Annotated in this window: 18 protein-coding genes; 5 read left to right on the forward strand and 13 right to left on the reverse strand. The window is 73.8% G+C overall.

The annotated features are described in order from the left end of the window. Nucleotides 1-12: 12 nt before the first annotated feature. A complete protein-coding gene (gene metH / locus TBIS_RS09190) occupies nucleotides 13-3,477 on the reverse strand; it encodes a methionine synthase (protein ID WP_013132099.1) in 3,465 nt (1,154 codons plus the stop codon). A gap of 185 nt (nucleotides 3,478-3,662) precedes the next feature. Here metH and TBIS_RS09195 point away from each other — a divergent pair, with 185 nt between their 5' ends. Next, nucleotides 3,663-4,517, forward strand: a complete 855-nt coding sequence (locus TBIS_RS09195; protein WP_013132100.1) for a PAC2 family protein — start codon at nucleotides 3,663-3,665, stop codon at nucleotides 4,515-4,517. 22 nt (nucleotides 4,518-4,539) lie between these two features. Here the strand turns inward: TBIS_RS09195 and TBIS_RS09200 are convergent, their stop codons facing one another. From TBIS_RS09200 to TBIS_RS09240, 9 genes are all read right to left on the reverse strand, one after another. Beyond that, on the reverse strand, nucleotides 4,540-7,017 hold the full coding sequence (locus TBIS_RS09200) for a cation-translocating P-type ATPase (RefSeq protein ID WP_013132101.1): 2,478 nt from the start codon (nucleotides 7,015-7,017) through the stop codon (nucleotides 4,540-4,542). A 33-nt stretch (nucleotides 7,018-7,050) separates the two neighbouring features. Beyond that, complete coding sequence (locus TBIS_RS09205; RefSeq protein ID WP_013132102.1) at nucleotides 7,051-7,566, reverse strand: hydrogenase maturation protease; 516 nt, start codon at nucleotides 7,564-7,566, stop codon at nucleotides 7,051-7,053. Beyond that, entirely contained in the window at nucleotides 7,550-8,836 is a 1,287-nt protein-coding gene (locus TBIS_RS09210; protein ID WP_013132103.1) for a Ni/Fe hydrogenase subunit alpha, read from the reverse strand. The genes TBIS_RS09205 and TBIS_RS09210 overlap by 17 nt, the downstream gene beginning before the upstream one ends. Next, a complete protein-coding gene (locus TBIS_RS09215; RefSeq protein ID WP_013132104.1) occupies nucleotides 8,826-9,641 on the reverse strand; it encodes an NADH-quinone oxidoreductase subunit B family protein in 816 nt (271 codons plus the stop codon). Before TBIS_RS09215 ends, TBIS_RS09210 begins: the two co-directional genes overlap by 11 nt. Continuing rightward, nucleotides 9,641-10,504, reverse strand: a complete 864-nt coding sequence (locus TBIS_RS09220; RefSeq protein ID WP_013132105.1) for an FAD/NAD(P)-binding protein — start codon at nucleotides 10,502-10,504, stop codon at nucleotides 9,641-9,643. Before TBIS_RS09220 ends, TBIS_RS09215 begins: the two co-directional genes overlap by 1 nt. Then, nucleotides 10,504-11,574 (reverse strand): 4Fe-4S dicluster domain-containing protein, encoded by a 1,071-nt coding sequence (locus TBIS_RS09225; RefSeq protein WP_013132106.1) that lies wholly within the window; start codon nucleotides 11,572-11,574, stop codon nucleotides 10,504-10,506. The genes TBIS_RS09220 and TBIS_RS09225 overlap by 1 nt, the downstream gene beginning before the upstream one ends. Before the next feature lie 265 nt (nucleotides 11,575-11,839). Next, nucleotides 11,840-13,051, reverse strand: a complete 1,212-nt coding sequence (locus TBIS_RS09230; protein ID WP_013132107.1) for an acyl-CoA dehydrogenase family protein — start codon at nucleotides 13,049-13,051, stop codon at nucleotides 11,840-11,842. Nucleotides 13,052-13,087: 36 nt separating this feature from the next. Further along, nucleotides 13,088-14,080 (reverse strand): glucosyl-3-phosphoglycerate synthase, encoded by a 993-nt coding sequence (locus tag TBIS_RS09235; protein WP_013132108.1) that lies wholly within the window; start codon nucleotides 14,078-14,080, stop codon nucleotides 13,088-13,090. Between the two features lie 189 nt (nucleotides 14,081-14,269). Further along, nucleotides 14,270-15,742, reverse strand: a complete 1,473-nt coding sequence (locus tag TBIS_RS09240) for a helix-turn-helix domain-containing protein (protein ID WP_013132109.1) — start codon at nucleotides 15,740-15,742, stop codon at nucleotides 14,270-14,272. A gap of 243 nt (nucleotides 15,743-15,985) precedes the next feature. Here TBIS_RS09240 and aceA point away from each other — a divergent pair, with 243 nt between their 5' ends. Further along, nucleotides 15,986-17,278, forward strand: coding sequence for an isocitrate lyase (gene aceA, locus TBIS_RS09245; RefSeq protein WP_013132110.1), 1,293 nt, complete (start codon nucleotides 15,986-15,988; stop codon nucleotides 17,276-17,278). Nucleotides 17,279-17,341: 63 nt separating this feature from the next. On the opposite strand, the gene TBIS_RS18150 is transcribed toward aceA, so the two are convergent. Continuing rightward, nucleotides 17,342-18,997, reverse strand: a complete 1,656-nt coding sequence (locus TBIS_RS18150; RefSeq protein WP_013132111.1) for a protein kinase domain-containing protein — start codon at nucleotides 18,995-18,997, stop codon at nucleotides 17,342-17,344. Between the two features lie 302 nt (nucleotides 18,998-19,299). Further along, the gene (locus TBIS_RS09255) at nucleotides 19,300-20,280 is read right to left on the reverse strand and encodes an alpha/beta hydrolase fold domain-containing protein (RefSeq protein ID WP_013132112.1); all 981 of its coding nucleotides are present in this window, start codon (nucleotides 20,278-20,280) and stop codon (nucleotides 19,300-19,302) included. Nucleotides 20,281-20,910: 630 nt separating this feature from the next. On the opposite strand from TBIS_RS09255, the gene TBIS_RS18645 reads away from it, so the two are divergent. The 3 genes from TBIS_RS18645 to TBIS_RS09275 are packed head-to-tail and all read left to right on the forward strand — an operon-like array spanning nucleotide 20,911 to nucleotide 24,477. Continuing rightward, entirely contained in the window at nucleotides 20,911-21,327 is a 417-nt protein-coding gene (locus TBIS_RS18645) for a universal stress protein (RefSeq protein ID WP_013132114.1), read from the forward strand. Further along, the gene (locus tag TBIS_RS18650) at nucleotides 21,228-21,722 is read left to right on the forward strand and encodes a universal stress protein (RefSeq protein ID WP_083785250.1); all 495 of its coding nucleotides are present in this window, start codon (nucleotides 21,228-21,230) and stop codon (nucleotides 21,720-21,722) included. The genes TBIS_RS18645 and TBIS_RS18650 overlap by 100 nt, the downstream gene beginning before the upstream one ends. Before the next feature lie 13 nt (nucleotides 21,723-21,735). Next, nucleotides 21,736-24,477 (forward strand): cation-translocating P-type ATPase, encoded by a 2,742-nt coding sequence (locus TBIS_RS09275; RefSeq protein ID WP_013132116.1) that lies wholly within the window; start codon nucleotides 21,736-21,738, stop codon nucleotides 24,475-24,477. A gap of 333 nt (nucleotides 24,478-24,810) precedes the next feature. Here the strand turns inward: TBIS_RS09275 and TBIS_RS09280 are convergent, their stop codons facing one another. Beyond that, nucleotides 24,811-25,287: a hypothetical protein gene (locus tag TBIS_RS09280; protein ID WP_013132117.1), complete on the reverse strand. Its 477-nt coding sequence runs from the start codon at nucleotides 25,285-25,287 to the stop codon at nucleotides 24,811-24,813. Between the last annotated feature and the right edge of the window lie 29 nt (nucleotides 25,288-25,316).

Raw genomic sequence — 25,316 nt, forward strand, 5'->3', positions numbered from 1 at the left:
AGCGCCGGACGGCTAGACCTTGAAGTACTTCGCCTCCGGGTGGTGGGCGATCAGGGCCGAGGTGCTCTGCTCGGGGTGGAGCTGGTACTCCTCGGAGAGGGTCACGCCGATCCGGGCGGGGTCGAGCAGCGTCATCAGGTGAACCTGGTCCTCCAGGTTCGGGCAGGCCGGGTAACCGAACGAGTACCGGCACCCGGTGATGTTCACCTTGAGCATGTCCTCGAGCGACTCGTCGCCGCCGATGCCGAGCTCGGAGCGGACCCGCGCGTGCCAGTACTCGGCGAGCGCCTCGGTGAGCTGGACCGAGAGCCCGTGCAGCTCCAGGTACTCCCGGTAGGCGTCCTTGCCGAACAGCTCGGCCGTTGCCCGCCCGATGCGGTGGCCCACGGTGACCACCTGGAAGGCGACCACGTCCACCTCCCCGGACTCCCGCGGCCGGAAGAAGTCGGCGAGGCACAGGTGCCGGTCCCGGCGCTGGCGCGGGAAGGTGAACCGGAGCCGCTCCCCGCCGTCCTCATCGAGGATGATCAGGCTGTCGCCCTCGCTCACGCAGGGGAAGTAGCCGTAGACGACCGCGGCCTCGAGCAGGTTCTCGGTGTGGAGCCGCTCCAGCCACATCCGCAGCCGTGGCCGGCCCTCGGTCTCGACGAGCTCCTCGTACGAGGGGCCGCCCTCGGCGCGGCTCGGCCGGAGCCCCCACTGGCCCATGAAGAGCGCCCGCTCGTCGATGAACGCCGCGTAGTCGGCGAGCGGGATGCCCTTGACCACCCGGTCGCCGTAGAACGGGGGCCGGGGGATCGGGTTGTCCGTGGCCACGTCGGAGCGCCGGGGCAGCTCGTCGGCCGGGGTGCGCCGGAGCACGGCCCCGGGCTTCACCCGGCGGGTGCGGAGCGGGGGAAGCGACGCGCCCTTCTCCCCGCGCTTCACCGCCATGATCGCGTCCATGAGGCGGAGCCCCTCGAAGGCGTCCCGGGCGTAGCGGACCTCCCCCTCGTAGATGTCGGCGAGGTCCTGCTCGACGTACGCGCGGGTGAGCGCGGCGCCGCCGAGGATCACCGGGTACTTGGCCGCCAGCTTCCGGGCGTTCAGCTCCTCGAGGTTCTCCTTCATCACCACCGTGGACTTGACCAGCAGGCCGGACATGCCGATCACGTCGGCCTGCTTCTCCTCGGCGGCCTGGATGATGGCGGAGATGGGCTGCTTGATGCCGAGGTTGATCACCTCGTACCCGTTGTTCGACAGGATGATGTCGACGAGGTTCTTGCCGATGTCGTGCACGTCGCCCTTGACCGTGGCGAGCACGATCCGGCCCTTGGAGACGCCCTCGACCCGCTCCATGTGCGGCTCCAGGTAGGCGACCGCGCTCTTCATGACCTCGGCCGACTGGAGCACGAACGGGAGCTGCATCTGGCCGGAGCCGAACAGGTCCCCCACGGTCTTCATGCCGTCGAGGAGGACGTCGTTGATGATCTCGAGGGCGGGCCGCTGGGTGAGCGCCTCATCGAGATCGTCCTCGAGGCCCTTGCGCTCACCGTCGATGATCCGCCGCTTGAGCCGCTCCCACAGCGGCAGCGCGGCGAGCTCGGCCGCCTTCCCCGCGGTCATGGACGCGGCGTCGGCGTCGGCGAACAGCTCCATGAACCGCTGCAGCGGGTCGTACCCCTCCCGGCGGCGGTCGTAGATGAGGTCGAGCGCGACCTGGCGCTGCTCGTCGGGGATCCGGTTCATCGGCAGGATCTTCGAGGCGTGCACGATCGCCGAGTCGAGCCCGGCGTTGACGCACTCGTTGAGGAAGACGCTGTTGAGCACCACCCGGGCGGCCGGGTTGAGGCCGAACGACACGTTCGAGATGCCCAGGGTGGTCTGCACGTCCGGGTAGCGGCGCTTGACCTCCCGGATCGCCTCGATGGTCTCCAGCGCGTCCCGGCGGCTGTCCTCCTGGCCGGTGGCGATGGGGAAGGTGAGGCAGTCGACGAGGATGTCCTCCGGCCGCATGCCCCACTCGTTCACCAGCTTCTCGATGAGCCGGGTGGCGACCCGGACCTTCCACTCGGCGGTGCGGGCCTGGCCCTCCTCGTCGATGGTGAGCGCGACCACGGCGGCGCCGTGCTCCTTGACCAGCCGCATCACCTTGGTGAACCGGGAGTCCGGGCCGTCGCCGTCCTCGAAGTTCACCGAGTTGACCACCGCCCGGCCGCCGAGCATCTCCAGCCCTGCCTCGAGCACGGCGGGCTCGGTCGAGTCGAGCACGATCGGCAGGGTCGAGGCGGTCGCGAACCGGAAGGCCAGCTCCTTCATGTCGGCGACGCCGTCCCGGCCCACGTAGTCGACGCACAGGTCGAGCATGTGCGCCCCGTCGCGCGCCTGGGCCCGGGCGATCTCCACGCACTCGTCGTACTGCCCGGCGAGCATCGCCTCGCGGAACGCCTTGGAGCCGTTGGCGTTGGTCCGCTCGCCGATCATGAGGCAGGAGGTGTCCTGCCGGAACGGCACGTGCTGGTAGAGCGAGGCGGCGCCCGCCTCCGGGCGCGGGCGGCGGGCCGACCGGGTCATCCCGGCGACCCGCTCCACCACCGTGCGCATGTGCTCGGGCGTCGTGCCGCAGCAGCCGCCCACCAGGGAGAGGCCGAACTCGCGGATGAAGGTGACGTGGGCCTCGGCGAGCTCCTCCGGCTGGAGCGGGTATCGGGCGCCCTCGGCCGTCAGCTCGGGCAGCCCGGCGTTAGGCATGCACGAGAGCGGCACCCGGGCGTGCTTGGCGAGGTAGCGCAGGTGCTCGCTCATCTCGGCCGGCCCGGTGGCGCAGTTGAGGCCGATCAGGTCGATGCCGAGCGGCTCGAGCGAGGTGAGCGCCGCGCCGATCTCGGTCCCGAGCAGCATCGTCCCGTTGGTCTCGATGGTGACCTGGGCGATGATCGGCACGTCGCGGCCGGCCTTGGCGATCGCCCGTTTCGCCCCGACGATCGCGGCCTTCGCCTGCAGCAGGTCCTGGCAGGTCTCGATGATCAGCGCGTCGACCCCGCCCGCGATGAGACCGGCCGCGTTCTGCTCGTAGGCGTCGCGGAGGAGCGCGTACGGCAGATGCCCGAGCGTGGGGAGCTTGGTCCCCGGCCCCATCGAGCCGAGGACGTACCGCGGGTGGTCGGGCGTGGACCAGTGGTCGGCCCGTTCCCGCGCCAGCCGGGCACCGGCCTCCGAGAGCTCGTAGATCCGGTCGGCGATCCCGTACTCGCCGAGCGCGGCCTGGTTGGAGTTGAAGGTGTTGGTCTCGATGCAGTCGACGCCGGCCGCGAGGTAGGCGTCGTGCACGGAGCGCACGATGTCGGGGCGGCTCACGTTGAGCACGTCGTTGCAGCCCTCGTGCCCCTGGAAGTCCTCGATGGTGGGGTGGTAGGACTGCAGCATCGTCCCCATGGCCCCGTCGGCGACCAGGATCCGCTCGGACAGCGCTTCTCGGAAGGACGGTCTGCCGGTCATGGGGAAAAGCCTATCGGCACGCCCCGCGCGACCGCGGGCGTTGATCACATGCCGGACGGTGCGCCGCGCGGCCGGGGGCTCGCCGCCGCCTCGGCGGGTATGACGGCTGATGAGACGGGAGTGACGTCCGGCTTGCCCCAAGGAATAGTCTTGGGGTGAGCAAGCGTGTACGAGGGAGGCGGCGCGTGATCGAGATCGAAGGGCTCCCCGAGCTCGTCGACCCGGTGATGATCGCCGCGTTCGAGGGGTGGAACGACGCCGCCGAAGCGGCCACGGGCGTCATCACCCACCTGGAGGCCGAGTGGAAGGCGACCCCTCTGGTCGAGCTCGACCCGGAGGACTACTACGACTTCCAGGTGACCCGGCCGTTCGTCGAGATCGGGGAGGGCAGGCAGCGGAACATCGTCTGGCCGACGACCCGCCTCCTGCTCGCCCGGCCGCCGGAGGCCGGGCGGGACGTGGTCCTGCTCCGCGGGATCGAGCCGAACATGCGCTGGCGCTCCTTCTGCGCGGAGATCATCGGGCTCTGCCAGGACCTGGGGGTGGAGCAGGCGATCCTGCTCGGCGCCCTGCTCAACGACTCGCCGCACACCCGCCCGGTCTCGGTCATGGCCACGGCGAGCGACCCGGGGATCGCCCGCTCCTACAACCTCGAGCTGACCACGTACGAGGGCCCGACCGGGATCGTCGGGGTGCTGCACGGCGCCCTCAGCGCGGCCGGGCTGCAGACGGTCTCCCTGTGGGCGTCGGTGCCGCACTACGTCGCGCAGCCGCCGAACCCCAAGGCCACGCTGGCGCTGCTGCGCCGCATCGAGGACCTGCTCGACATCCCCATGCCGTACGGGGACCTGTCCGAGGAGGCCCGGGCCTGGGAGCACGGGGTCGACGAGCTCGCCGCCCAGGACAGCGAGGTGGCCGAGTACGTGCGGGAGCTGGAGGAGCGCAAGGACGCCGCCGGCCTGCCCGAGGCGAGCGGTGAGGCGATCGCCGCGGAGTTCGAGCGCTACCTGCGCCGCCGCGAGCGCGGCACCGATCGCTGAGCGCGGTCAGGGCGCCGTACGGTCAGCCCACGGACGCCGGGCGGGACCGGCGCCGGGCGCGCACGGCCTTGTGCCCCGCGTCCACGGCGACCATGACCGGGATGGCGAGGGCGGCGAGGGCCCAGCCGCCCGGCGGCGGGAACGCGCCGCCCAGCAGCCGGGCCACCGGCGGGAAGCCGAGGAAGCACAGCAGGAGCACGGCCTCGGCCGCGATCGCCCAGAGCAGGAGCGGGTTGCCCCGCCAGGACAGCCGGCCGATCCATCGGGTCTCGCTGCGGCAGGCGAACGCGTTCGCGAACTGGGCCAGCACCACGGTGGTGAACGCGGTGCCGGAGGCCGCGGCGAGGAGGGACGGGCCCGGGTCGGCGCCGAAGGTCCAGCCGCCCAGGGTGAGCACGCCGAGGAACGCGGCCATCTCGGCGAGCGCCTGGGCGGGGCCGAGCACGCCGAAGACGCGGACGAGCAGCCGCCGGTCGATGAGGTCGCCCCGGGGCGCCCGGCCCCGCATGGTCCCCGGGTGCGCCGGCTCCGCGCCGAGGGCGAGCGCGGAGAGCAGGTCGGTGCCGATGTCGAGGGCGAGCACCTGGAGCACGCCGAGCGCGAGCGGGATCGACCCGCCGCTGAGCGCCCAGACCGCGAACGGGGTGAGCTCGGCCACGTTCGAGGTGAGGTGGTAGGTGAGGAACCGGCGCACGTTGGCGTAGGTGGCCCGGCCCAGCTCGACGGCGGCGACGATCGTGGCGAAGTGGTCGTCGAGCAGCACCAGGTCCGCGGCCTCCCGGGCGACGTCGGTGCCGGAAGCGCCCATGGCGACGCCGATGTCGGCCTCGCGCAGCGCGGGGCCGTCGTTGACCCCGTCGCCGGTCATCGCCACGACGTGGCCGCGCCCGCGGAGCGCGCGGGCGATGCGCAGCTTGTCCTCGGGGGTCACCCGGGCGACCACGACGCCGTCCCGGTCGAGCAGCTCGCCGAGCTCGCGGTCGCTGGCGGGGAACTCCGCGCCGGTGATGACGATGCTCTCCGGGCCGAGCAGGCCGACCTTCGCCGCGATGGCCTGGGCGGTGCCGGGGTGGTCGCCGGTGACCATGGCGAGCTTGATCCCGGCCGCCCGGCACTTCTCGATCGCCGCGGCGACGTCCTCCCGGGGCGGGTCCTCCAGGCCGACCAGGCCGAGCAGGGTGAGGTCGCGCTCCTCCTCCCCCCGGCCGCGGGCGACGGCGAGCACCCGCAGGCCCCGCTCGCTCATGGCGGCGAGCGCCTCCTCGGCGCCGGGGACCGGGGCGCAGAGCGGCAGCACCGAGTCCGGGGCGCCCTTGACGTGCAGCTCACCGCCGGCCACGGCGGAGGCGCGGCGGCGCTTCGGGTCGAATGGGAAGCGCCGGGTGACCTCGGCGCCGAGGTCGCAGCCGAGGCGCATGGCCTCGGCGTGCAGGGCGGCCTCCATCGGGTCGCCCACCGCCTTCCATCCGCCGTCGTGCCGCACCATCCGGCCGGTCGAGCTGAACACGGCCGAGCGCAGCACCTCGGTGGCCGGGTGCCCGGCCGTCCAGACCTCGGCCACGGTCATCTCGTTGCGGGTGAGCGTGCCGGTCTTGTCGGTGCAGATGAACGTCGCCGAGCCGAGGGTCTCCACCGCCTCCAGGTGCCGGACGAGCGCGTTCCGGCCCGCCATCCGCTGCGCCGCCCGGGCGAGCGAGAGGGTGACGGTGGGCAGCAGCCCTTCGGGGACGAGCGCGACCGTGACGCCGAGGCCGAAGAGAAAGGCCATCTCCGCGGGCATGCCGAGCACCAGGGAGACCGCGAAGAGCGCGGCGCCGGCCCCGACCGCGATGATCGCCACCGTCCGCACGACCCGGCCGAGCTGGACCTCGAGCGGGTTGCGCGGCCGGGTGGCCTGCTCGGTGAGGGAGGCGATCGCGGCGAGGCGGGTGCGGGTCCCGGTCGCCACCACCACGCCCTCGGCCGCGCCCTCCACCACGAAGGTCCCGGCGAAGGCACGGTCGCCCGGCCCCGGCCGTACGGCGACGCTCTCCCCGGTCAGCATGGACTCGTCCACGGCGAGGCCGTGGACCTCGGCGAGCTCCAGGTCGGCGGGGACGCGGTCGCCCGCCTCGAGCAGCACCACGTCGCCGGGGACGAGCTCGGCCGCGTCCACCACCGTGCGGCGGCCGTCCCGGCGGACCGTGACCCCGGCCGGGACGAGCTCGCGGAGCCGCTGCGCGGCCCGGTCGGCCCGGTACTCCTGGGCGAAGGCGAAGCCGCCGTTGATGAGCACGATCACCACGATCGCCACGGCGAGCTGCGGCATCCCGGCGAGCAGGGCGAGCCCGGCCGCCGCCCACAGGAGGAGCGCGAAGAAGTGCACCATCTCCCGCAGCAGGAGCAGCACGGGGGACGCCCGCCGGGGCGGCGGCATCCGGTTCGGCCCGTGCTCGGCCAGCCGCCGCGCCGCCTCGGCCGAGGTCAGGCCGCGGGCCGGGTTCGGCGCTCCCCTGCTCATCTCCGGACCCGTCACCTCCTACCCTCTACCCTGTCACCGCGAACGCTCTCCCGCGGGCGTACGGCCCGGGCCGCACAGGGTGCGGGCCAGGTCGCGGGCGGTCCGGGCGGCCGCGGCGCGGACCGCCGGGCTCATCGCCGCGCCGATGGCGAAGCGCTCCCCCTCGATGCCGATGAGGAGCAGCTCCCCGGGCATGCGGCCGAGCGCGCGGCCCAGGCCGAGCGCGTCGGCGAGGCCGAGCGCGTGGGAGCTGTACCGCCACCCGGGCGCGGCGGCGGTCCCGGCCCACCGGTGCACGGTGCCGGGGGCCGCCCCGGTGCGGACCGCGTCGATCACGACCGCCAGGTCGGCGCCCGCCCAGACGTCGATCAGCTCGGTGAGGTCCCCGCCCCCCTCCACGATCGCCACGCCCGGGGCGCCGCCGGCCGGGAGCTCTTCCCGCAGCACCCGGACCGTCTCCAGGCCCGCCCGGTCGTCGCCGCGCCAGTCGTTGCCGAGGCCGATCACCACGGTGCGGCCGGGCGCGGCCCGCTCACCCGAGGTCGACATCGAGCCGCAGGAAGTGGGCCGAGCAGGAGATGCACGGGTCGTGGTTGCGGATCACGCGTTCGCAGAAGGCGGCGAGCTCCGGCTTGGGCAGGTGCAGCCGGGGCTCGATGAGCTCGCGCAGGTCCGCCTCGATCCGGGACTGGTTCTGCGCGGTGGGCGGCACGATGTCGGCCTCGGCGATCAGGCCCGCCTCGTCGATGCGGTACCGGTGGTAGAGGGTGCCGCGGGGCGCCTCGGTGGCGCCGTGGCCGACCCCGGGCCTCGGCTCCACGGGGATGTACGGGGCGTCCGGCTCCTCCAGGTGCTCCAGGATGCGGAGCGCCTCGTCGCAGGCGTGCACGACCTCCACGGCGCGCACCACGATGCTCTGGAACGGGTTGCGGCAGACCGGGCCGAGCCCCGCCTCCGCCGCGGCCTGGCGGGCGAGCGGGGAGAGCCGGTCGTGGTTGACGGCGTACCGGGCGAGCGGCCCGACCAGGTAGACGGTGCCGTCGAGCCGGGCGTGGAGCGCGGTGGAGTGCGGCACCTGCTCCTCGGTCACGTGCTCCGGCCACTCGGCCACGCCGAACGCGGTGCCGTCGGAGGTGGCGACCGTGCCGGAGAGGATGGCGTACTCCTCCGGGTGCCGCAGGGCCAGGAACCGGTAGCCGAGCTCGACGTCGGGGAAGTCGAACCCGGCCACCCAGGAGACGGTGGCGAGCGCGTCGTCGCGGGCGCGGCGGAGCAGCTCGGCGACCGGGGCGAGCTCCTTGCGGGTGGGCACCCGGTAGAAGCCGCCGACGCGGACGTTCACCGGGTGGATCGGCCGGCCGCCGATGACGGCGACGAGCTCGTTGCCGGCCTTCTTGAGGGCGAGCCCGCGCTCCACGGCCTCCCGGTGGTCGGCGGCCATGGCGATCCCGCTGTCGTACCCGAGGAAGTCGGGCGCGTGCAGCAGGTGGATGTGGAGGGCGTGGGAGGCGATCCACTCGCCGTAGTAGAGGAGCAGCCGCAGGTCCCGCAGCGGCCCGGTCACCTCGGCGCCGCAGGCCGCCTCGATGGCCTGGCAGGCGCTCATCTGGTAGGCGATCGGGCAGATGCCGCAGATCCGGGCGGTGATGTCCGGCGGTTCGGTGTGGGCGCGGCCGCGCAGCAGCGCCTCGAAGAACCGCGGGGGCTCGTAGATGGTGAGCTCGAGCTCGGTGATGCGCCCGTCCCGGGCCCGGACCCGGAGGCCGCCCTCCCCCTCGACCCGGGACAGCGCGCCGATCCTGATCGTCTTATGCGTCATCGCCGGTCTCCTCGGCGTCCTCCGCCGCCTGCCGGAAGTGCTCCTCGGTCGCGTTGAAGGTCCGGTGGACGCGTACCAGCTCGGCCGTGCCCATGCCGAGCTCGCGCAGCCGCCGGTTGAGCGACGGCGGGTTGGGGCTCTCCATGGGGCCGAAGCACCCGTAGCAGCCGCGGCCGTACGCCGGGCAGATCGCCCCGCAGCCCGCCTGGGTGATCGGCCCGAGGCAGGGCGTGCCGTGCGCGACCAGGACGCAGGCGTTGCCGCGCAGCTTGCACTGCACGCAGACGCTGTGCGGGGGCACGACCGGCCGGCGGCCGGCGAGGAAGGCCGAGATCACCTCCAGGAGCTGGCCCCGGTCGATCGGGCAGCCGCGCAGCTCGAAGTCGACGGGGACGTGCGCGGAGACCGGGGACGAGCGCTCCAGGGCGGCGATGTGGTCCGGCCGGGCGTAGACCACGGAGGCGAACTCGCGCACGTCGGCGAAGTCGCGGAGCGCCTGGATGCCGCCGGCGGTGGCGCAGGCCCCGATGGTGACGAGCCGGCCGGACACCCGCCGCACGTGCCGGATCCGGTCGACCTCCTCGGGGGTGGTGATCGACCCCTCCACCAGGGAGAGGTCGTAGGGGCCCTCGCCGGCCGCGCTGGACGCCTCGAGGAAGTAGGCGATCTCCACCTCGGCGGCGAGCGCGAGCAGCTCCTCCTCGCAGTCGAGCAGGGTGAGCTGGCAGCCGTCGCAGGAGGTGAACTTCCACACGGCGAGCCGCGGGAGGCGCCTGGCGCGCCGGGCGGTCGCGGTTCCGGCCATCACAGCTCCCTCACGGTCAGCAGCCGGGCCACCCGGTCGTACGGCAGGACCGGGCCGTCGAGGCAGATGAAGTAGGGGCCGAGCTGGCAGTGGCCGCACCGCCCGACCCCGCACTTCATGTTCCGCTCCAGCGAGAGGCTCACCCGCTCCGGGGCGACCCCGCGGCGGACGAGCTCCTCGGCCGTGGCGTACATCATCGGCTCGGGCCCGCAGACGAAGGCGTGCGTGTCGCGCGGCTCGTAGACGATCCGGTCGAGCAGCCGGGTGACGAGCCCCACGTGGCCGGTCCACCCCTCGTCCGGGTGGTCCACGGTGACCCGCACGTCGATGCCGTGCCGGTCGCGCCAGCGGTCGAGCTCCCGCGGGTAGAGCAGGGTCTTCGGCACCTGGGCGCCGACGATCACGCTCACCCGGCCGTATCGGGACCGGTGCGCGGCGAGCTCCCGGATCACCGGGCGCAGCGGGGCGAGGCCGAGGCCGCCCGCGGCCACGACCACGTCCCGGCCCGCCGCGGCGGTCAGGTCGAACCCCGTGCCGTACGGCCCGCGCACGCCCACGAGGTCGCCCGGCCGCATGCGGCACAGGGCGGTGCTCACCGCGCCGACCGCGCGGATCGTCTGGACGAGGCCGCCCGAGCGCGCCCGGCCGCTGATCGAGACCGGGATCTCCCCGACGCCGGGGGCGTAGAGCATGGTGAACTGCCCTGGGGTGAACGGCGGGCAGGCCCCGGTGACCGGGGTGAGGGTGAGCGTCACGGTGTCGGACCGTTCGGCCACCCGGGAGCGCACCCGGTACGGCACGGGCGTGAGCGGGTGCGGCCCGGAGCGGGGCGCGGGCGGTTCGGTGGCCGGGATGGGTGTCATCACAGGTTCGCCAGCTCCTCGGTGACGTCGATGCCGACCGGGCACCAGGTGATGCAGCGGCCGCAGCCCACGCAGCCGTACACGCCGAACTGGTCGTACCAGGTGGAGAACTTGTGGGTGAGCCACTGGCGGTAGCGGGCCGCGGACGACCGGCGCACCGGGGTGCCGCCGAGCTCGGTGAAGCCGAGGGTGAAGCAGGAGTCCCAGACCTCGGTGCGCTCCGCCGTGCCCGTGCCGGGCACGGTGGCGTCCTCCACGGTGCTGCAGAAGCACGTGGGGCAGACCATGGTGCAGTTGGCGCAGGTGAGGCAGCGCGCCCCGACGTCCTGCCAGCGGGGCGAGTCGTGCGCGCTCGCCACCCGCTCCTTCATGCCGTCCGTGTCGACCCGGCGGCCCATCCGCGCCGCGCAGCCGCGGACCGCCTCCTCCGCGGCGGCGCGGTCGCCCGGCCCGGCCGGGGTGGCGGGCAGCGTGCCGAGGACGGCGGCGCCGCGCTCGCTGCCCGGCTCGGCGAGGAACCGGTGGGGCGCGGTCAGCTCGGTGAGCGCCAGGTCGAAGCCGGTGGTGGCCCGCGGCCCGGTCCCCATGGAGGCGCAGAAGCAGGTCCCGCCCGGGACCGTGCAGTTCACCGCGATCAGGAACAGCGCCTCCCGCCGGGCGCGGTAGTCGGGGTCGGGGTACCGCCCGCGGAGGTAGACCCGGTCGAGCACGTCGAGGGCGGCGAGGTCACAGGCCCGGACCCCGATCAGGGCGATCGCCGGGGCCTGGGGCTCGGCCTCCTCGACCGTCCCGTCCCGCAGGCGGAACAGGATGCGCCGGGGCGGGCGGAGGATGCGCTTGATCGAGTCGGGGGAGGCGGCGAAACCGAACACCGTGTCGCCGCCGCGCCGGGTGAGCCGGTACTCCCCCGGGGCCTGCTCGTCGGCCCAGCCCTGGGGCAGCTCGGCCGCGGTGGTGATCTCCTCGAACCGGATCACGCCGTCCCGCGCCACGGGGCCGACGACCGCGAACCCCTGCGCGCGCAGCGCGGCGATGAGCGGGTCGAGCGTGTCGAGCACGACGGCGTCCATGGCCGCACCTCCCCTGGTCAGGCCGGGCCGCCGCCCGGCCCGCCCACCAGGCCCGATGACGGCATGGCCGCCACCGCCGCCGGGCGGCCGGGGCGTACGGCGGGACCGATTGCGATGCTATCCCCCGGGGGGCGGACAGACCCGGATTCAGGGGGGTGATCGTCCTCACGGGGCCCGTGGGCCGGCCGGCGGGAGCGGCGGCGCCGGCCGGCCGCGGTGGGCCCGCGCCCAGGCCCCGTCGATCCGGGGCGGGCCCAGGCACTGGTCAGCGCACGGGCAGGCCGGTCACCGCCCGGCCGATGATCAGGCGCTGGATCTCGCTCGTCCCCTCGAAGATGGTGAAGATCTTGGCGTCCCGGTGCCACCGCTCCACCGGGTGCTCCCGCGTGTACCCGGCGCCGCCGAGGATCTGGATGGCCTGCTCGGTGACCCAGACCGCGGTCTCACCCGCGACCAGCTTGCTCATCGACCCCTCGGCCTGGGTGAACGGCTTGCCCTGCCGGGCCATCCAGGCGGCCCGCCAGGTCATGAGCCGGGCCATGTCGATCCGCGCGGCCATGTCGGCGAGGAGGAAGGCGATCGCCTGGTTCTCGCCGATCTTGCGGCCGAACTGCTCCCGCTCCTTGGCGTAGTCGCGGGCGTACTCGTACGCCGCCCGGGCGATGCCCACGGCCATGGCCGCCACCTGGGGCCGGGTCGTCTCGAACGTGCGCATCGCCGCCTGCCCGCCGGCCCGCTGGCCGGCGCGGACCCGGGCGAGCCGCTCGTCGAGCTTCTCCTTGCCGCCGAGCAGGCAGCGGCCGGGCACCCGCACGTTGTCGAGGATCACCTCGGCGGTGTGCGAGGCGCGGATCCCGTGCTTCTTGAACTTCTGGCCCTGGGAGAGCCCCTTGGTCCCCGGCGGCACCACGAACGAGGCCTGGCCCCGGGCGCCGAGCGACGGGTCGACCGACGCGACGATCACGTGCACGTTCGCGATCCCGCCGTTGGTGGCCCAGGTCTTCACCCCGTTGAGGACCCATTCGTCCTTGGCCTCGTCGTACACGGCCCGGGTCCGGATGGCGCCGACGTCGCTGCCCGCGTCGGGCTCGGACGCGCAGAAGGCGCCGAGCTTCACGTCACCGGGGCTGCCGAACATCTCGGGCAGCCACTCCCCCATCTGCTCGGGGGTCCCGTTCGCCGCGACCGCGGCCGCGGCGAGCCCGGTGCCGACGATCGAGAGCCCGATGCCCGCGTCGCCCCAGAAGAGCTCCTCGAACGCGACGGGGAGGCCGAGACCGGTCTCCTCGAACCACTGCTGGGCGAAGAAGTCGAGCGAGTACAGGCCGATCTTGGCCGCCTCCTCGATGATCGGCCACGGCGTCTCCTCGCGCTCGTCCCATTCGGCGGCGGCGGGGCGGACCACGTCCCGCGCGAACTCGTGCACCCAGTCGCGAACCTGGCGGACGTCCTCGCTCAACTCCAGGCTGAAGGTCACCGCGCGCTCCTCTCTGGTGTTACCAACGGTAACACTTTAGAGCGCGAACCTGGGCGGGTTGAAGCTCCGGGAGGCGTACTGCGGGATCGTCACCATCGGTGGCCGCTCGGCCACGCCGATGTTCCGCACCACCGGGAGGTGGCCGGAGGGACCGCGCTCGAACTGCGTGAGCAGCGGCGACGGCGGCTGGACCGGGATGATCCGATCCTGGCGCTCCAGCCGGAGCCAGGCGGTGTGCAGGATCTGCCCGGCCATGCTGCCGAGCGCCTTGGCCGACTGGTGGGAGTGCACCCGGCTGCCGAGGTCGACCTGGGCGAGCGCGTCGAGCCCGACCAGGTCCAGCAGGTCGATGAGGAGCCCCAGCTCGACGCCGTACCCGGTGACGAACGGCACCCGCTCCAGGGCCCAGCGCCGGCCCGCGTACTCCCCGGCGAGCGGCTGGACGAACCCGGCGAGCTCCGGCCAGTGCATGTTGAGCAGCGGCCGCGCCACCAGCTCGGTCACCCGGCCGCCCCCGGTGGCCGCGTGCTCCGGCGACCCGATCAGCGGGCGGTCGTAGCACCCTTTGACGTACGCCACCGACGAGTCGGCGAGCAGCGGGCCGACCAGGCCGCTCACGAACGAGGAGCGGAACTCCCGCAGGTCGGCGTCGATGAAGACGACCAGCTCGCCGGTGGTGACCGCGAGCGCCTTCCACAGGGCCTCGCCCTTGCCGTCGTACTCCGGCCCGCCGAGCTCGGGCAGGATGTCGTCCTGCGCGATCACGGTCGCGCCCGCCTCCGTGGCCCGGAGCGCGGTGTCGTCGGTGGAGCGGGAGTCGATCACGACGAGCTCGTCGACCAGCGGAACCGCCTCCATGAGATCGCGCCGGATCGCGGACACGATCTCCCCCACGGTCTCGGCCTCGTTCCGCGCCGGGAGCACCACGCTGATCGTGGTGTTCCCCTTCGCCGCCATCAGGGTGCTCACCGGCCAGTCGGCCGCCGACGACGTCCGGAGGGCCAGCCACGCCTCCACCTCAGGCAGCACGAAGGCCTCCCCCTTCGTCCAGATCGTGCATTGCCATCACGATAGGCGCATGGTCGCGCCGGATGGCCGCGGCACCGTACCACCCGGGGGTACCCGGCGCGGGTGACGCGCGGGTGAACGCCGGTCGCCCAGTGCGGGTCGATCCGGTGGCCGCGCGGGGCCGGCGGCCGCCGCCCGGCGGCCCGGCCGTCACTCCTCGGCCGCGTGCCGCTCCAGGAACGCGTACACGTCGGCCTCGTCGACGCCGGGGAAGGAGCCGGGCGGCAGCACGGTCAGCACGTGCGAGTTGGCGAGCGCGGACGGCCAGGCGTAGCCCTCCCACCGCTGCGCCAGCTCCGCGGGCGGGCGGCGGCAGCACTCCCCGTTCGGGCAGTTCGACTTGGTGCGGTTCGTCGTCTCGCGCCCGCGGAACCAGCGCGACTCCCGGTACGGCACGCCGAGGGTGATGGCGAACTCCTTCTCCTGGGCCGGGTCCACGTGCGCGACGCAGAAGTAGGTCCCCGTGGGCGTGTCGCAGTACTGGTAGTAGACCGAGAACCGGTCGGGCGCGGAGAACACCCGGCGGCCCGACCACTGCCGGCACATCCGCTGCCCCTCGATCGCTCCCTGCTCGTCGGCGGGGAAGACGATCCCGTCGTTCTCGTACGCCTTGTAGATGATCCCGCCGGCGTCGTTCCGCACGAAGTGGCAGAGCAGGTCGAGGTGGCGGGTGGCGAGGTTGGTGAACCGGTGCGCGGCCATCTCGTAGGAGACGGCGAACACGTCGCGCAGGTCCTCCACGGAGAGCGTCTTGTCCCGCTTGGCCTCGCGCAGGAACGGCACCGCGGCCGACTCGGGGACGAGCAGCGCGGCGGCGAAGTAGTTCGCCTCCACCCGCTGGCGGAGGAAGTCGGCGAAGTCCTTGGGCCGGTCGTGCCGGAGCGCGTAGTGGCCGAGCGTCTGCAGCAGCACGGTCCGGGGGGTGTGCATGCCGAGCTGCTGGCGCTTGAGGTAGATGCGCCGGTTGCGCAGGTCCATCACGGAGCGGGCCGACTGCGGCAGGTCCTGGACCGTGCGCAGGGTGAACCCGAAGTGCGATACCAGCGCCTGGACCATGCTCTCGGAGAGCGCGCCCCCGCGGTAGCCCACGGCGTGGAGGGCCTCGGCCGCGGCCTTCTCGATGTCCTCGAAGTAGTTGCCCAGCTCGCGCTGCTTCCGCCGGAGCTCGGCGTTGGCGAGCCGCGCCTCCTCCGGCGTGGCCGTCCCCCTGGCCTGGCGGGCCTTGAGCTCCCCGTAGAGGGCGAGGATGTGCTCGAGCACCTCGTTGGGCACCCGGGCGGAGACCTTCAGCTTGCTCAGCCCGAGCCTCATGTAGAGCGGGTCGCGCTGCGCCTCCTCCAGCGCGATCTCCAGCTGCGCCCTCCTGTTGGGGGCCTGCCGGCGCAGCAGCTCCTCGACGGGCACGTTGAGCGCGGTCGCGAGCGACTTCAGCAGCGACAGCTTGGGCTCGCGCTTGCCGTTCTCCAGGAGGGAGAGCTGGCTCGGCGCCCGCCCGACGCGTTCGGCCAGGTCAGCGAGGGTGAGCCCGCGTTGCTTGCGCAGGTGCTTGAGCCGCTGCCCGAAGGCCAGCAGGTCGAGCTCGTGCGTCAAAGACAGCTGTTCTTCGCCGGTGATGGAGGACATATCTCCGATCCTAGGCGGAAAAACGACACTTCTTCCACCCCACCTGTGACCCGCGTCACACGACTGGTCTAGTCCATATCGAAAACACTGCGGTTCTTCACCAGCGAATACTCGTAGGTATTCATGTATGGTGAAAAAGTACCAATCTTTTCTGTCGATCAACCTTGTTGATCCCGGAATCCCGGGCAGACACTGAGGACCAGCCCCAGGTGACGATTCACGCAACAAGGGAGTGACCGGGACATGACGGACCGCCTTGCCGCGGCCGCAGCCGAGCTGCGCCGCGAGTGGGAGACCAACCCGCGCTGGAAGAACGTCAAGCGGGACTACACCGCCGAGGACGTGGTGAGGCTGCGCGGATCCGTCCAGGAGGAGCACACGCTCGCCCGCCTCGGGGCCGAGCGGCTCTGGAACCTCCTGCACACCGAGGAGTACATCCACGCGCTCGGCGCGCTCACCGGTGGCCAGGCCGTGCAGATGGTGAAGGCCGGCCTCAAGGCGATCTACCTCTCCGGCTGGCAGGTGGCGGCCGACGCCAACCTCGCGTCCCAGACCTACCCGGACCAGAGCCTGTACCCGGCCAACTCCGTGCCCGCCGTGGTCCGGCGCATCAACAACGCCCTGCTCCGGGCCGACCAGATCAGCTGGGCCGAGGGCGACGAGAACGCCCCGTACTGGCTCGCCCCGATCGTGGCCGACGCCGAGGCCGGCTTCGGCGGCGTGCTGAACGCGTTCGAGCTGATGAAGGCGATGATCGCCGCCGGCGCGGCCGGGGTCCACTTCGAGGACCAGCTCGCCTCGGAGAAGAAGTGCGGCCACCTCGGCGGCAAGGTCCTGGTCCCGACCGGTCAGCACATCAAGACCCTCAACGCCGCCCGCCTCGCCGCGGACGTGCTGGGCGTGCCCACGCTGGTGATCGCGCGGACCGACGCTCAGGCCGCGACGCTCCTGACCAGCGACATCGACGAGCGGGACAAGCCGTTCGTCACCGGCGAGCGCACGCCGGAGGGCTTCTACCGGGTGCGCCCCGGCGTCGAGGCCTGCATCGCCCGCGGCCTCGCCTACGCCCCGTACGCCGACCTGCTGTGGATGGAGACCTCCACGCCGGACCTGGAGGTGGCCCGCGAGTTCGCCGAGGCGATCAAGGCCCAGTACCCGGACCAGCTCCTCGCCTACAACTGCTCGCCGTCGTTCAACTGGAAGAAGCACCTGGACGACGCGACGATCGCCAAGTTCCAGCGGGAGCTCGCGCACATGGGGTACAAGTTCCAGTTCATCACCCTGGCCGGGTTCCACTCGCTGAACTACTCGATGTTCAAGCTCGCCAAGGGCTACGCCGAGGAGGGCATGACGGCCTACGTCGAGCTGCAGCAGGCCGAGTTCGCCGCCGAGTCCCTCGGCTACACCGCCACGCGCCACCAGCGCGAGGTCGGCACCGGATACTTCGACCTGGTCAGCACGGCCATCTCGCCTGACTCCTCGACCGTGGCCCTCAAGGGCTCCACGGAGGAGGAGCAGTTCACCGAGGCTCACTGATCACGGGCGACCAGCCGCAGACAGGTCGAACTCCGAGCCCCGCCGATCAGCTGGGGCCGCAGGTCACCGCCACGGGACCTGACGGCGATCGGCGGGGCTCGGCGCTTTCCCGCCCGCGGGCGGATCGAGCGGGGCCGGCGAGGGAACGTCCGGGCTCGGCGGCTGCCCGGTCTGCGGCGGCGGGGAGAGCGGCTCCTCGGACGGGGGTGGGCTCTGGCCGCCCGGGGGCTCCCCCGGCGTCGCCGTCGGGCCGGGCCGCGGCGTGGCCGGGCGGCACGGCGGGTCCTCACCGGCCGGGCACCCGGTGGGCCGGGGCCGCACCGTGCCCCGCACCGGAGAGGGCGAGACCACGATCGGCTCCTTCACCGCCCGGGACGGCCGCGCGGATCGGGCCGGGGTGGCCGTGGGCCGCGGCCGGGGCGCCGGGGTGCCCCGCGCGGCGGCGCTCCGGGTGGGCGTGCGCGGCACCTCGGCGGGGACGGGGACGTCGATGACGCTCTCCTCCGGGCGGGGCATCACCAGCGGCGGCGCGGGTGGCTCGCCGCCGGTGCCGTGCATCCGGGCGGCACCGGTCCCGGCGGCGACCATGGTGAGGGTGGCGATGGTGATCGTCGCGAGCGCGGCGAACCCGGCCTGAGAGGCGTGGCCCGCCGTCCTCCCCGGGCGGGCCGGGCTCTCCCCGGCCGGCCGACGGCGCGCGGCCCGCGTGCGCCGGATCGTGCCGGTGAGCCCCGCCGGCCCGGCCGACCGGCCGATCTCCGCCGGCTCGGGCGACCGGCCGATCTCCGCCGGCCGCTCCGGTTCGCGGCGGTCGCCCGGCTCCCCCGGGTACGGCACGGGCCGCCAGGTGCGGGCGAGGATCTCGGCGACCGCCCGCCGCCGGTCCTCCGGCATGGCGATCCCGCCCATCGCGAGCAGCGCGGCGAGCAGCTCACCCGCGGCCGGGCGGGCCGCCGGGTCCTTGCGCAGCGCCGCGGCCGCCAGGTCGCGCAGCAGCCCGGTGACGCCGTCGATCCACGGCTCCTCGACCAGGATCCGCCGGGTGAGCACGTCGAGGTCGCCCCGGCCGAACGGGTGCCGCCCGGTCGCCGCGTACACGACCAGGCACCCCCACGAGAAGACGTCCGAGGCGGGTACGGCCCGCCCGCCGGTGAGCCGCTCCGGCGCGACCCACCCGGGGCTCCCCATGATCTGCCCGGCCTGGGTGTAGGCGAGCGCCGCGTCCTGGTCCCGGGCGATGCCGAAGTCGATCACGAACGGGCCGCGCGGGGAGAGCAGGACGTTCGCCGGCTTCAGGTCCCGGTGGACCAGCCCCGCCTCGTGGATCGCGCACAGGGCGCCGGCCGTGCCGAGGGCCACGCCGTACGCGAGGTCGGGGACGAGCGGGCCGTGCGCCTCGACCACCTGGGAGAGCGGGGGCCCGGGGATGTACTCGGTGACCAGGTACGGGCGGGTCCCGTCGACGCCGTCCTCGATGACCCCGGCCGTGCAGAACGGCACCACGCGCCGGGAGAGCTCCACCTCCGCGGCGAACCGCGCCCGCAGGGTCGGGTCGGCGAGGTGGGCCTCGTGCGGGGTCTTCACCGCGACCAGCCCGTGGCCGGGGTGCTCGGCGAGGTAGACCACGCCCATGCCGCCCGCGCCGAGCCGGCCGAGGAGCGGGTAGCGCCCGACGGCGACGGGGTCACCCGCGGTGAGCGGGCGTACACCGGGAGGCATGCCGCCAGGGAAGCCTGCACCGCCACGCGCCATCCGGAAGCCACCCTCTCAGGAAGTACCCGCACAGCACACTGTGGCCCGTCGGCCCCGGGGCGCGCCGCCGAGTGGCGCGGAGATGCCGGGTTAGGTAAGGCCAATGGCACCCGCAGGTAAGGAACTTCCGGAACCGCGCAGCTCACATACCGTGCAAATGAGACACGGGCTTGGGTGCGGCCGGCGGCGGGTGGGCGGGGCGTCGGCCAGGGCGCCGATCTCGGACGGGTGAGGGTACGGCCGGCGGCGGGTGGGCGCGGCCCGCTCGGTCACGCCGCCTCGGCGCCGGAGGCCGCCAGGAACTTCTCCACCGCGCCGAGGAACCGTTCGATGTGCCCGAAGATCCGCCGCGCCTCGGGGAGCACGTCGGAGAAGATCGGGAACACGTGCGGCATGCGGTGCCACTCCTCGTACCGCACCGGCACCCCGCTCCGCCGGGCGCGGTCGGCGACCCGCCGCGCCTCGCCGCGGAGGATCTCCGTGCTGCCGGTGACGATCATGAGGGGTGGCACGCCCGTGTAGTCGCCGTAGACCGGTGAGATGAGGGGGTCGCGGGGGTCGCGGCCGTCCGTCCACCGGCGGGCGAGCCAGTCGATCCGGCTCGCCGGGAGCATGGGGTCGGCCCACCGGTTCTCCCGGCGCGGGGGGACGGTCAGGTCGGCCCACGGGGACAGGCAGATGCCGGCGGCGGGGAGCGGCATCCCCTCGTCCCGCAGGGCGAGCAGGGTGGCGAGGGTGAGGTGGCCGCCGGCCGAGTCACCGGCGATCACGATGTCCTTCGGGCGGTGCCCGGCGTCGAGCAGCCCCTGGTACGCGGCGAGCGCGTCGGCGAGCGACTCGGTGAGGGTGTGCGACGGGCCCTGCCGGTAGTCGAGCGAGAGCACCGGGCGCCGCGCGGCCGCCGACAGCCGCCAGGTGATCGGGCGGTGGGTGGCCGGGGAGCAGACGAAGTACGCGCCGCCGTGGAAGTAGAGCACCACCTTGTCCTCGTCGAGGTCGGCGGCGCCCCGCACCCACTCGGCCCGGCACCCGCCGATCTCGTCGGGGACGATCGATACGTGACCGGGCAGGAACCGGGAGAGGTGCTCGCTCAGGCCGAGCAGCTCCCGGGCGACCACCATCCCGGGCGTGTTCCGGACGAGGACGGCGGTGACGGGCTTCATCGTCCCCCGGAGGAGCCCGTTGAGCACGGTCGTCTGCCAACTGACGGGATATTTTGGAAAAATATCCACATTCAGCTCATCAGTCACGCAACCCTCCCAAAAGGGACGTTCCCGGGTTGGCAACGGTTCTACCGGCCGGTAGGTTACGAGATATTCACAATAAGGTTTCTTTATTGTAACACCAGCAGGTCAGCGGCTATGGCCCCACAGGAGATCCGGCCGCGTTCCCGGGAGCGCGGCGGCCGGATCCCGGGCGCGGCACCGGTGCGGCCCGCCGCCACGGGGCCCGCGAGCAGGGCCACCCCGGCCGAGCGGAACCCTGGAAGAACCGCCGCCTCGGCCCCGTCGCGCGGCCGGTCCCTCACGGTCGGGCGATGCGGCGACGAGCGGCACCCGCGTGACCGGCTCCGCCTGCACCGGCTCGCCGCCCTCGGGGACGAAGGGGCCGAGGGCTCGGGCTGAGCCGGGCCGGCCGGACCGCCGCCGCGGGATCCGGGGAGGCGGCGAGCACCCCGGCCGCGTCGCACGCCTGGAAGGGCCACCGCCGTGGGCACCGGGGAGGCAGGCCGCCGCGCGCTCCAGGAACGCCGAGAACCGAGCCGTGGGCCCCAGGGAGGTAGGAGGGCGGAAAACCGGGTATGGCTGGTCCCGTTCCAGCACTCCGCCGTGATCATCCGCCGTGCGGGCGGCCGCATCGGGTGCAGGGGGCCTTGCAGCATGACCTCGCAGCGGTACCGGCGCGTCATCGTCGGCTTCGACGGATCTCCGGCGGCCGTGGCGGCGCTCGACTGGGCGTCGGCGGAGGCTCGCCTGCACGGCGCGTCCCTGGTCATCTGCACGGTGGTGCCGGACGGCCAGGAGCCGGCCACCTCGGACGCCCTCGCCACGCTGCGCCGCTCGGTGCAGGAGCTCATCGGCGGCGAGCCCGAGGTCCGCTGCGTGCCGGGCTCGCCCGCGGTCGCGCTCATCACCGCCTGCACCCCGTCGGACCTGCTCGTGCTCGGCGCCCATGGCCGCAGCGCGCGCTCGCCGGCGTGCTCCTGGGGTCGGTCAGCCGCGCGTGCCTGCACCGCGCCCCCTGCCCGGTGGCGGTGGTCCCGGCCACCGGAGAGCGGCCGCGGCACGACCGGGTGATCGCCGCGGTGGACGGCTCCGGGCCGTCCCGCCGGGCGTTGCGCGCGGCCGCGATCGAGGCCGAGCTCCGCGGGGCCTCGCTGCGGGTGGTGCACGCCGTGCACTGGGAGCCGCTCGGGGTGGAGTGGATCACCCCCACCAAGGAGCAGCTCGTGGCCTGGGGGGAGCGCCTGGTCGCCGCCGAGCTGGCCGCGACGGGCGTGCGCGCGATCACCGAGGTCGTGCACGGTCATCCCAAGGAGGTCCTGATCCAGGCCGCCCAGGAGGCCGATCTCCTCGTTTTGGGGCACCGTGGCCGCAACCCGCTCGCCGGGCTGCTGCTCGGCTCCACCAGCGAGCACTGCGCCCGCCACGCCCCGTGCCCGGTCATCGTCGTACGGCCGCCGCAGGACTGAGCCACCGGACGCCATGGACAGGCCTCGCAAGGACGCGGGCCCCGGCACGGTCGCCCGGGCCGACGCCCCGCGCCCCGCGCCCCACGAGCTGGCGCCCCATGAGGTGGTGCTCATCCACGGCAGCGACCTCGACCGCGGCCTGGACGAGCACGAGGCGCGAGACCGGCTGGAGCGGTACGGGCCGAACGTGCTGCCGCGGGCCGATACGGCCGGGTGGCCCGTCCGCTGGCTCCGCCAGTTCCACCACCCGCTGATCTACATCCTGCTCGCCTCCGCGGCGATCACGCTGCTCCTCGGCGACCTGGTGGACTCCGCGGTCATCCTCGCGGTCCTGCTGGTCAACGCGGTGGTCGGCTTCGTCCAGGAGTCCAGGGCGGAGGCCGCGCTGGACGAGCTGCGGGCGATGGCCCGCACCCGGGCGCGGGTGGTCCGCGGCGGGCGCGTGGCCGAGGTGCCCTCCGAGGAGCTCGTCCCGGGCGACCTCGTCCTCCTGGAGGCCGGGGACAAGGTCCCCGCCGACCTGCGGCTGGTGCGGGTCGCCGAGCTGTGCGCCGACGAGTCGGCGCTGACCGGTGAGTCGGTCCCGGTGGCCAAGGACGAGGTCGTGCTGCCGCAGGCGACCCCGGTCACCGACCGGCGCAACATGGTCTACTCCGGCACGGTGATCACCTCGGGCACCGCGACCGGCATCGTGGTCGCCACCGGCGCCGAGACCGAGCTGGGCAGGATCCACCGCTTCGTGACCGAGGCCGAACCCCTCGCCACCCCGCTCACGCGCAAGATCGCCCGGTTCAGCGCGATCCTGACCGCGGCCATCCTCGCCCTCTCGGCGCTCACCTTCGCGGTCGGCATGGTCCGCGGCGAGCCGGTCAAGGAGACGTTCATCGCGGCGGTCGCCCTGGCCGTCGCCGCGATCCCCGAGGGCCTGCCCGCGGTCGTCACCATCACCCTCGCCATCGGCGTCTCCCGCATGGCCGCGCGCCGGGCCGTGATCCGGCGGCTGCCCGCGGTCGAGACCCTCGGCAGCACCACGGTGATCTGCACCGACAAGACCGGCACGCTGACCGAGAACCGGATGACGGTGCGCGTCATCCGGACCCCGGACCGCACGGTGACGGTGACCGGAGCGGGGTACGCCCCCGTGGGCGAGCTGGTCGACGAGGACGGGCGGCGCGCCGACCTCGGCGAGGACGCGGCGCTGCGCTGGTCGCTGCTGGCCGGGGCCTGCTGCAACGACGCGGCGTTCCTCGGGGACCGCGCGTCCGTGGCGGGCGATCCGACCGAGGCCGCCATGCTCGTCGCCGCCGACAAGGCCGGGCTGGGACACGAGCACGCGCGGGCCCGCTTCCCGCGGATCGCCGAGCAGCCGTTCCGCCCCGAGCGCCGGTACATGGCCACCCTGCACGAGACGCCGGACCGTCCCGGTGAGTGGATCGTGTTCGTCAAGGGGGCGACCGAGCGGCTGGTGCGGATGTGCGCCTGGGAGATGATGGCCGGCGGCGAGTGCCGCCCGCTCGACGCCGGAGCCGCGCTGCGCTCCGCCGAGGAGCTGGCCGGGCAGGGGCTGCGCGTGCTGGCCACGGCGATGTGCCGGGTGCCCGCCACGGCCGGGCCGGAGGAGAGCCTGGACGCGGCCCTCCGGGCGGGGACGCTGGTCTTCACCGGCATGCAGGCGATGCTCGACCCGCCCCGGCCCGGGGCGGTCCGCGCGGTGCGCGCCTGCCGGGACGCGGGCATCTCGGTCAAGATGATCACGGGCGACCACGCCACCACCGCGGCGGCGGTCGCCCGCCGGATCGGCATCCTGCCGGGCGGGGACGTGCTCACCGGGGAGGACCTGGCCCGGCTCACCGGCCCGGAGTTCTCCGCCGCGGTCGAGCGAGCCGCGGTGTTCGCCCGGGTCTCCCCGGAGCAGAAGCTCCGCCTGGTCGTGGCGCTGCAGGAGCGGCGTCACGTGGTCGCGATGACCGGCGACGGCGTGAACGACGCGCCGGCGCTGCGGCGGGCCGACATCGGCATCGCGATGGGCCGGAGCGGCACCGAGGTCGCCAAGGACGCGGCCGACATGGTGCTCACCGACGACGACTTCGCGAGCATCGAGGCCGCCGCGGAGGAGGGCCGCGGCGTCTTCGACAACCTCACCAAGTTCATCGTGTGGACCCTGCCCACCAACGCCGGCCAGGGCCTGGTCATCCTGGTGGCCATCCTGTTCGGCCTGACCCTGCCGATGCTGCCGCTGCAGATCCTCTGGATCAACATGATCACGGCGGTGACGCTCGGCCTCACCCTCGCCTTCGAACCGAAGGAGCCCGGCATCATGCGCCGGCCGCCGCGCGACCCCGGGCGGCCCCTCCTCACCGGCGCCCTGGTGGTCCGCATCCTGCTAGTGGCCGGGCTGATGATCGCGGGCGCGCTGTGGCTGTTCGAGTGGGAGCTGCGCCGCGGCGCCGGCCTCGCCGAGGCCCGGACCGCCGCGGTCAACCTGTTCGTCATGGTGGAGCTGTGCTACCTGTTCAACTGCCGCTCCCTCACGCTGCCGGTGTGGCGGGTGGGCCTGTTCAGCAACCGCTGGTCGCTGGCCGGGGTCGCCGCGCAGATCCTCGCCCAGCTCGCGCTCACGTACCTGCCGGTGATGAACCGCCTGTTCCACACCGCGCCGATCGGCCTCGACGCCTGGCTCCGTGTGCTGGCGCTGGCGGGGGCCGCCACGCTGATCGTCGCCGTGGACAAGCGCCTCCGGGGGATGCACCTGTGACCTGCGCGCATCCAAGACCGGTGACGGCGCGCATCCGACACCGGTGAGGGCGGCCATCCCATGACCGGATGACGGAGGCGTGTCACCGTGCGCCCGCGATGGAGGGGCGTCGCCGGCGCCGGGCGCACCCTCAGGGGCGGCGGCATCGCGGCCCCGGCCGGGGGGCTCCCGCGAGCCCGCCCGGCCGGCGGCGGCCGGTACGGCACCGCGGCCGGCGGCCGGCACGCCCAGGCCGCACCGGTGGGCCTCCGCTTGAGCCGCGCACGGCCGCGCGCGGGGCGGCACGGGCGCCGGGAACGGCATGGCCGCCCCGCCGAGCGCGGGTGCGCCGGGCTAGTCGCCGGTGTCCCAGCCGGCGTCCTCCTCGTCGTCCTCGCCGTCCCACCGGCGGGCCCACCGGGACGGCATGATCACCGGGAGGAAGAGGGCGATGCCGAGCATGCCGTACACGCCGGTGGAGAGCAGGGTGAGCATGCCCCGGCTCGCCTCGGCGAGGTCCTGCTGCACTGCGGCACCGGTGGGCACCAGGCTCGCGGCGCGGGAGACGTCGAGCACGTAGACCAGCGTCCAGGCGAGCAGCACGATCGACGGCACGAACGCCGCGAGCGGGGAGACCCTGGTCACCAGGATCAGCCCGATCAGCAGGCCGAGGACGGCCATCACGCCGATCGCGATCAGAATCCGGGTGTCCTGCACCGGGTCGAGCTCCTGCGCCGCGGCGCGCGCGGCCACCTGAGCCGCCCATCCGCCGCCGAGGAGCACCGCGCCCACGACCACGAAGCCCAGCAACAGCCCGAAGAAGTGCCGCATACGCCAACTCCACCTAGCGATGAGTCCGC

The sequence above is a fragment of the Thermobispora bispora DSM 43833 genome, from assembly GCF_000092645.1.
In the GTDB taxonomy this organism is placed as follows: Bacteria; Actinomycetota; Actinomycetes; order Streptosporangiales; family Streptosporangiaceae; genus Thermobispora; species Thermobispora bispora.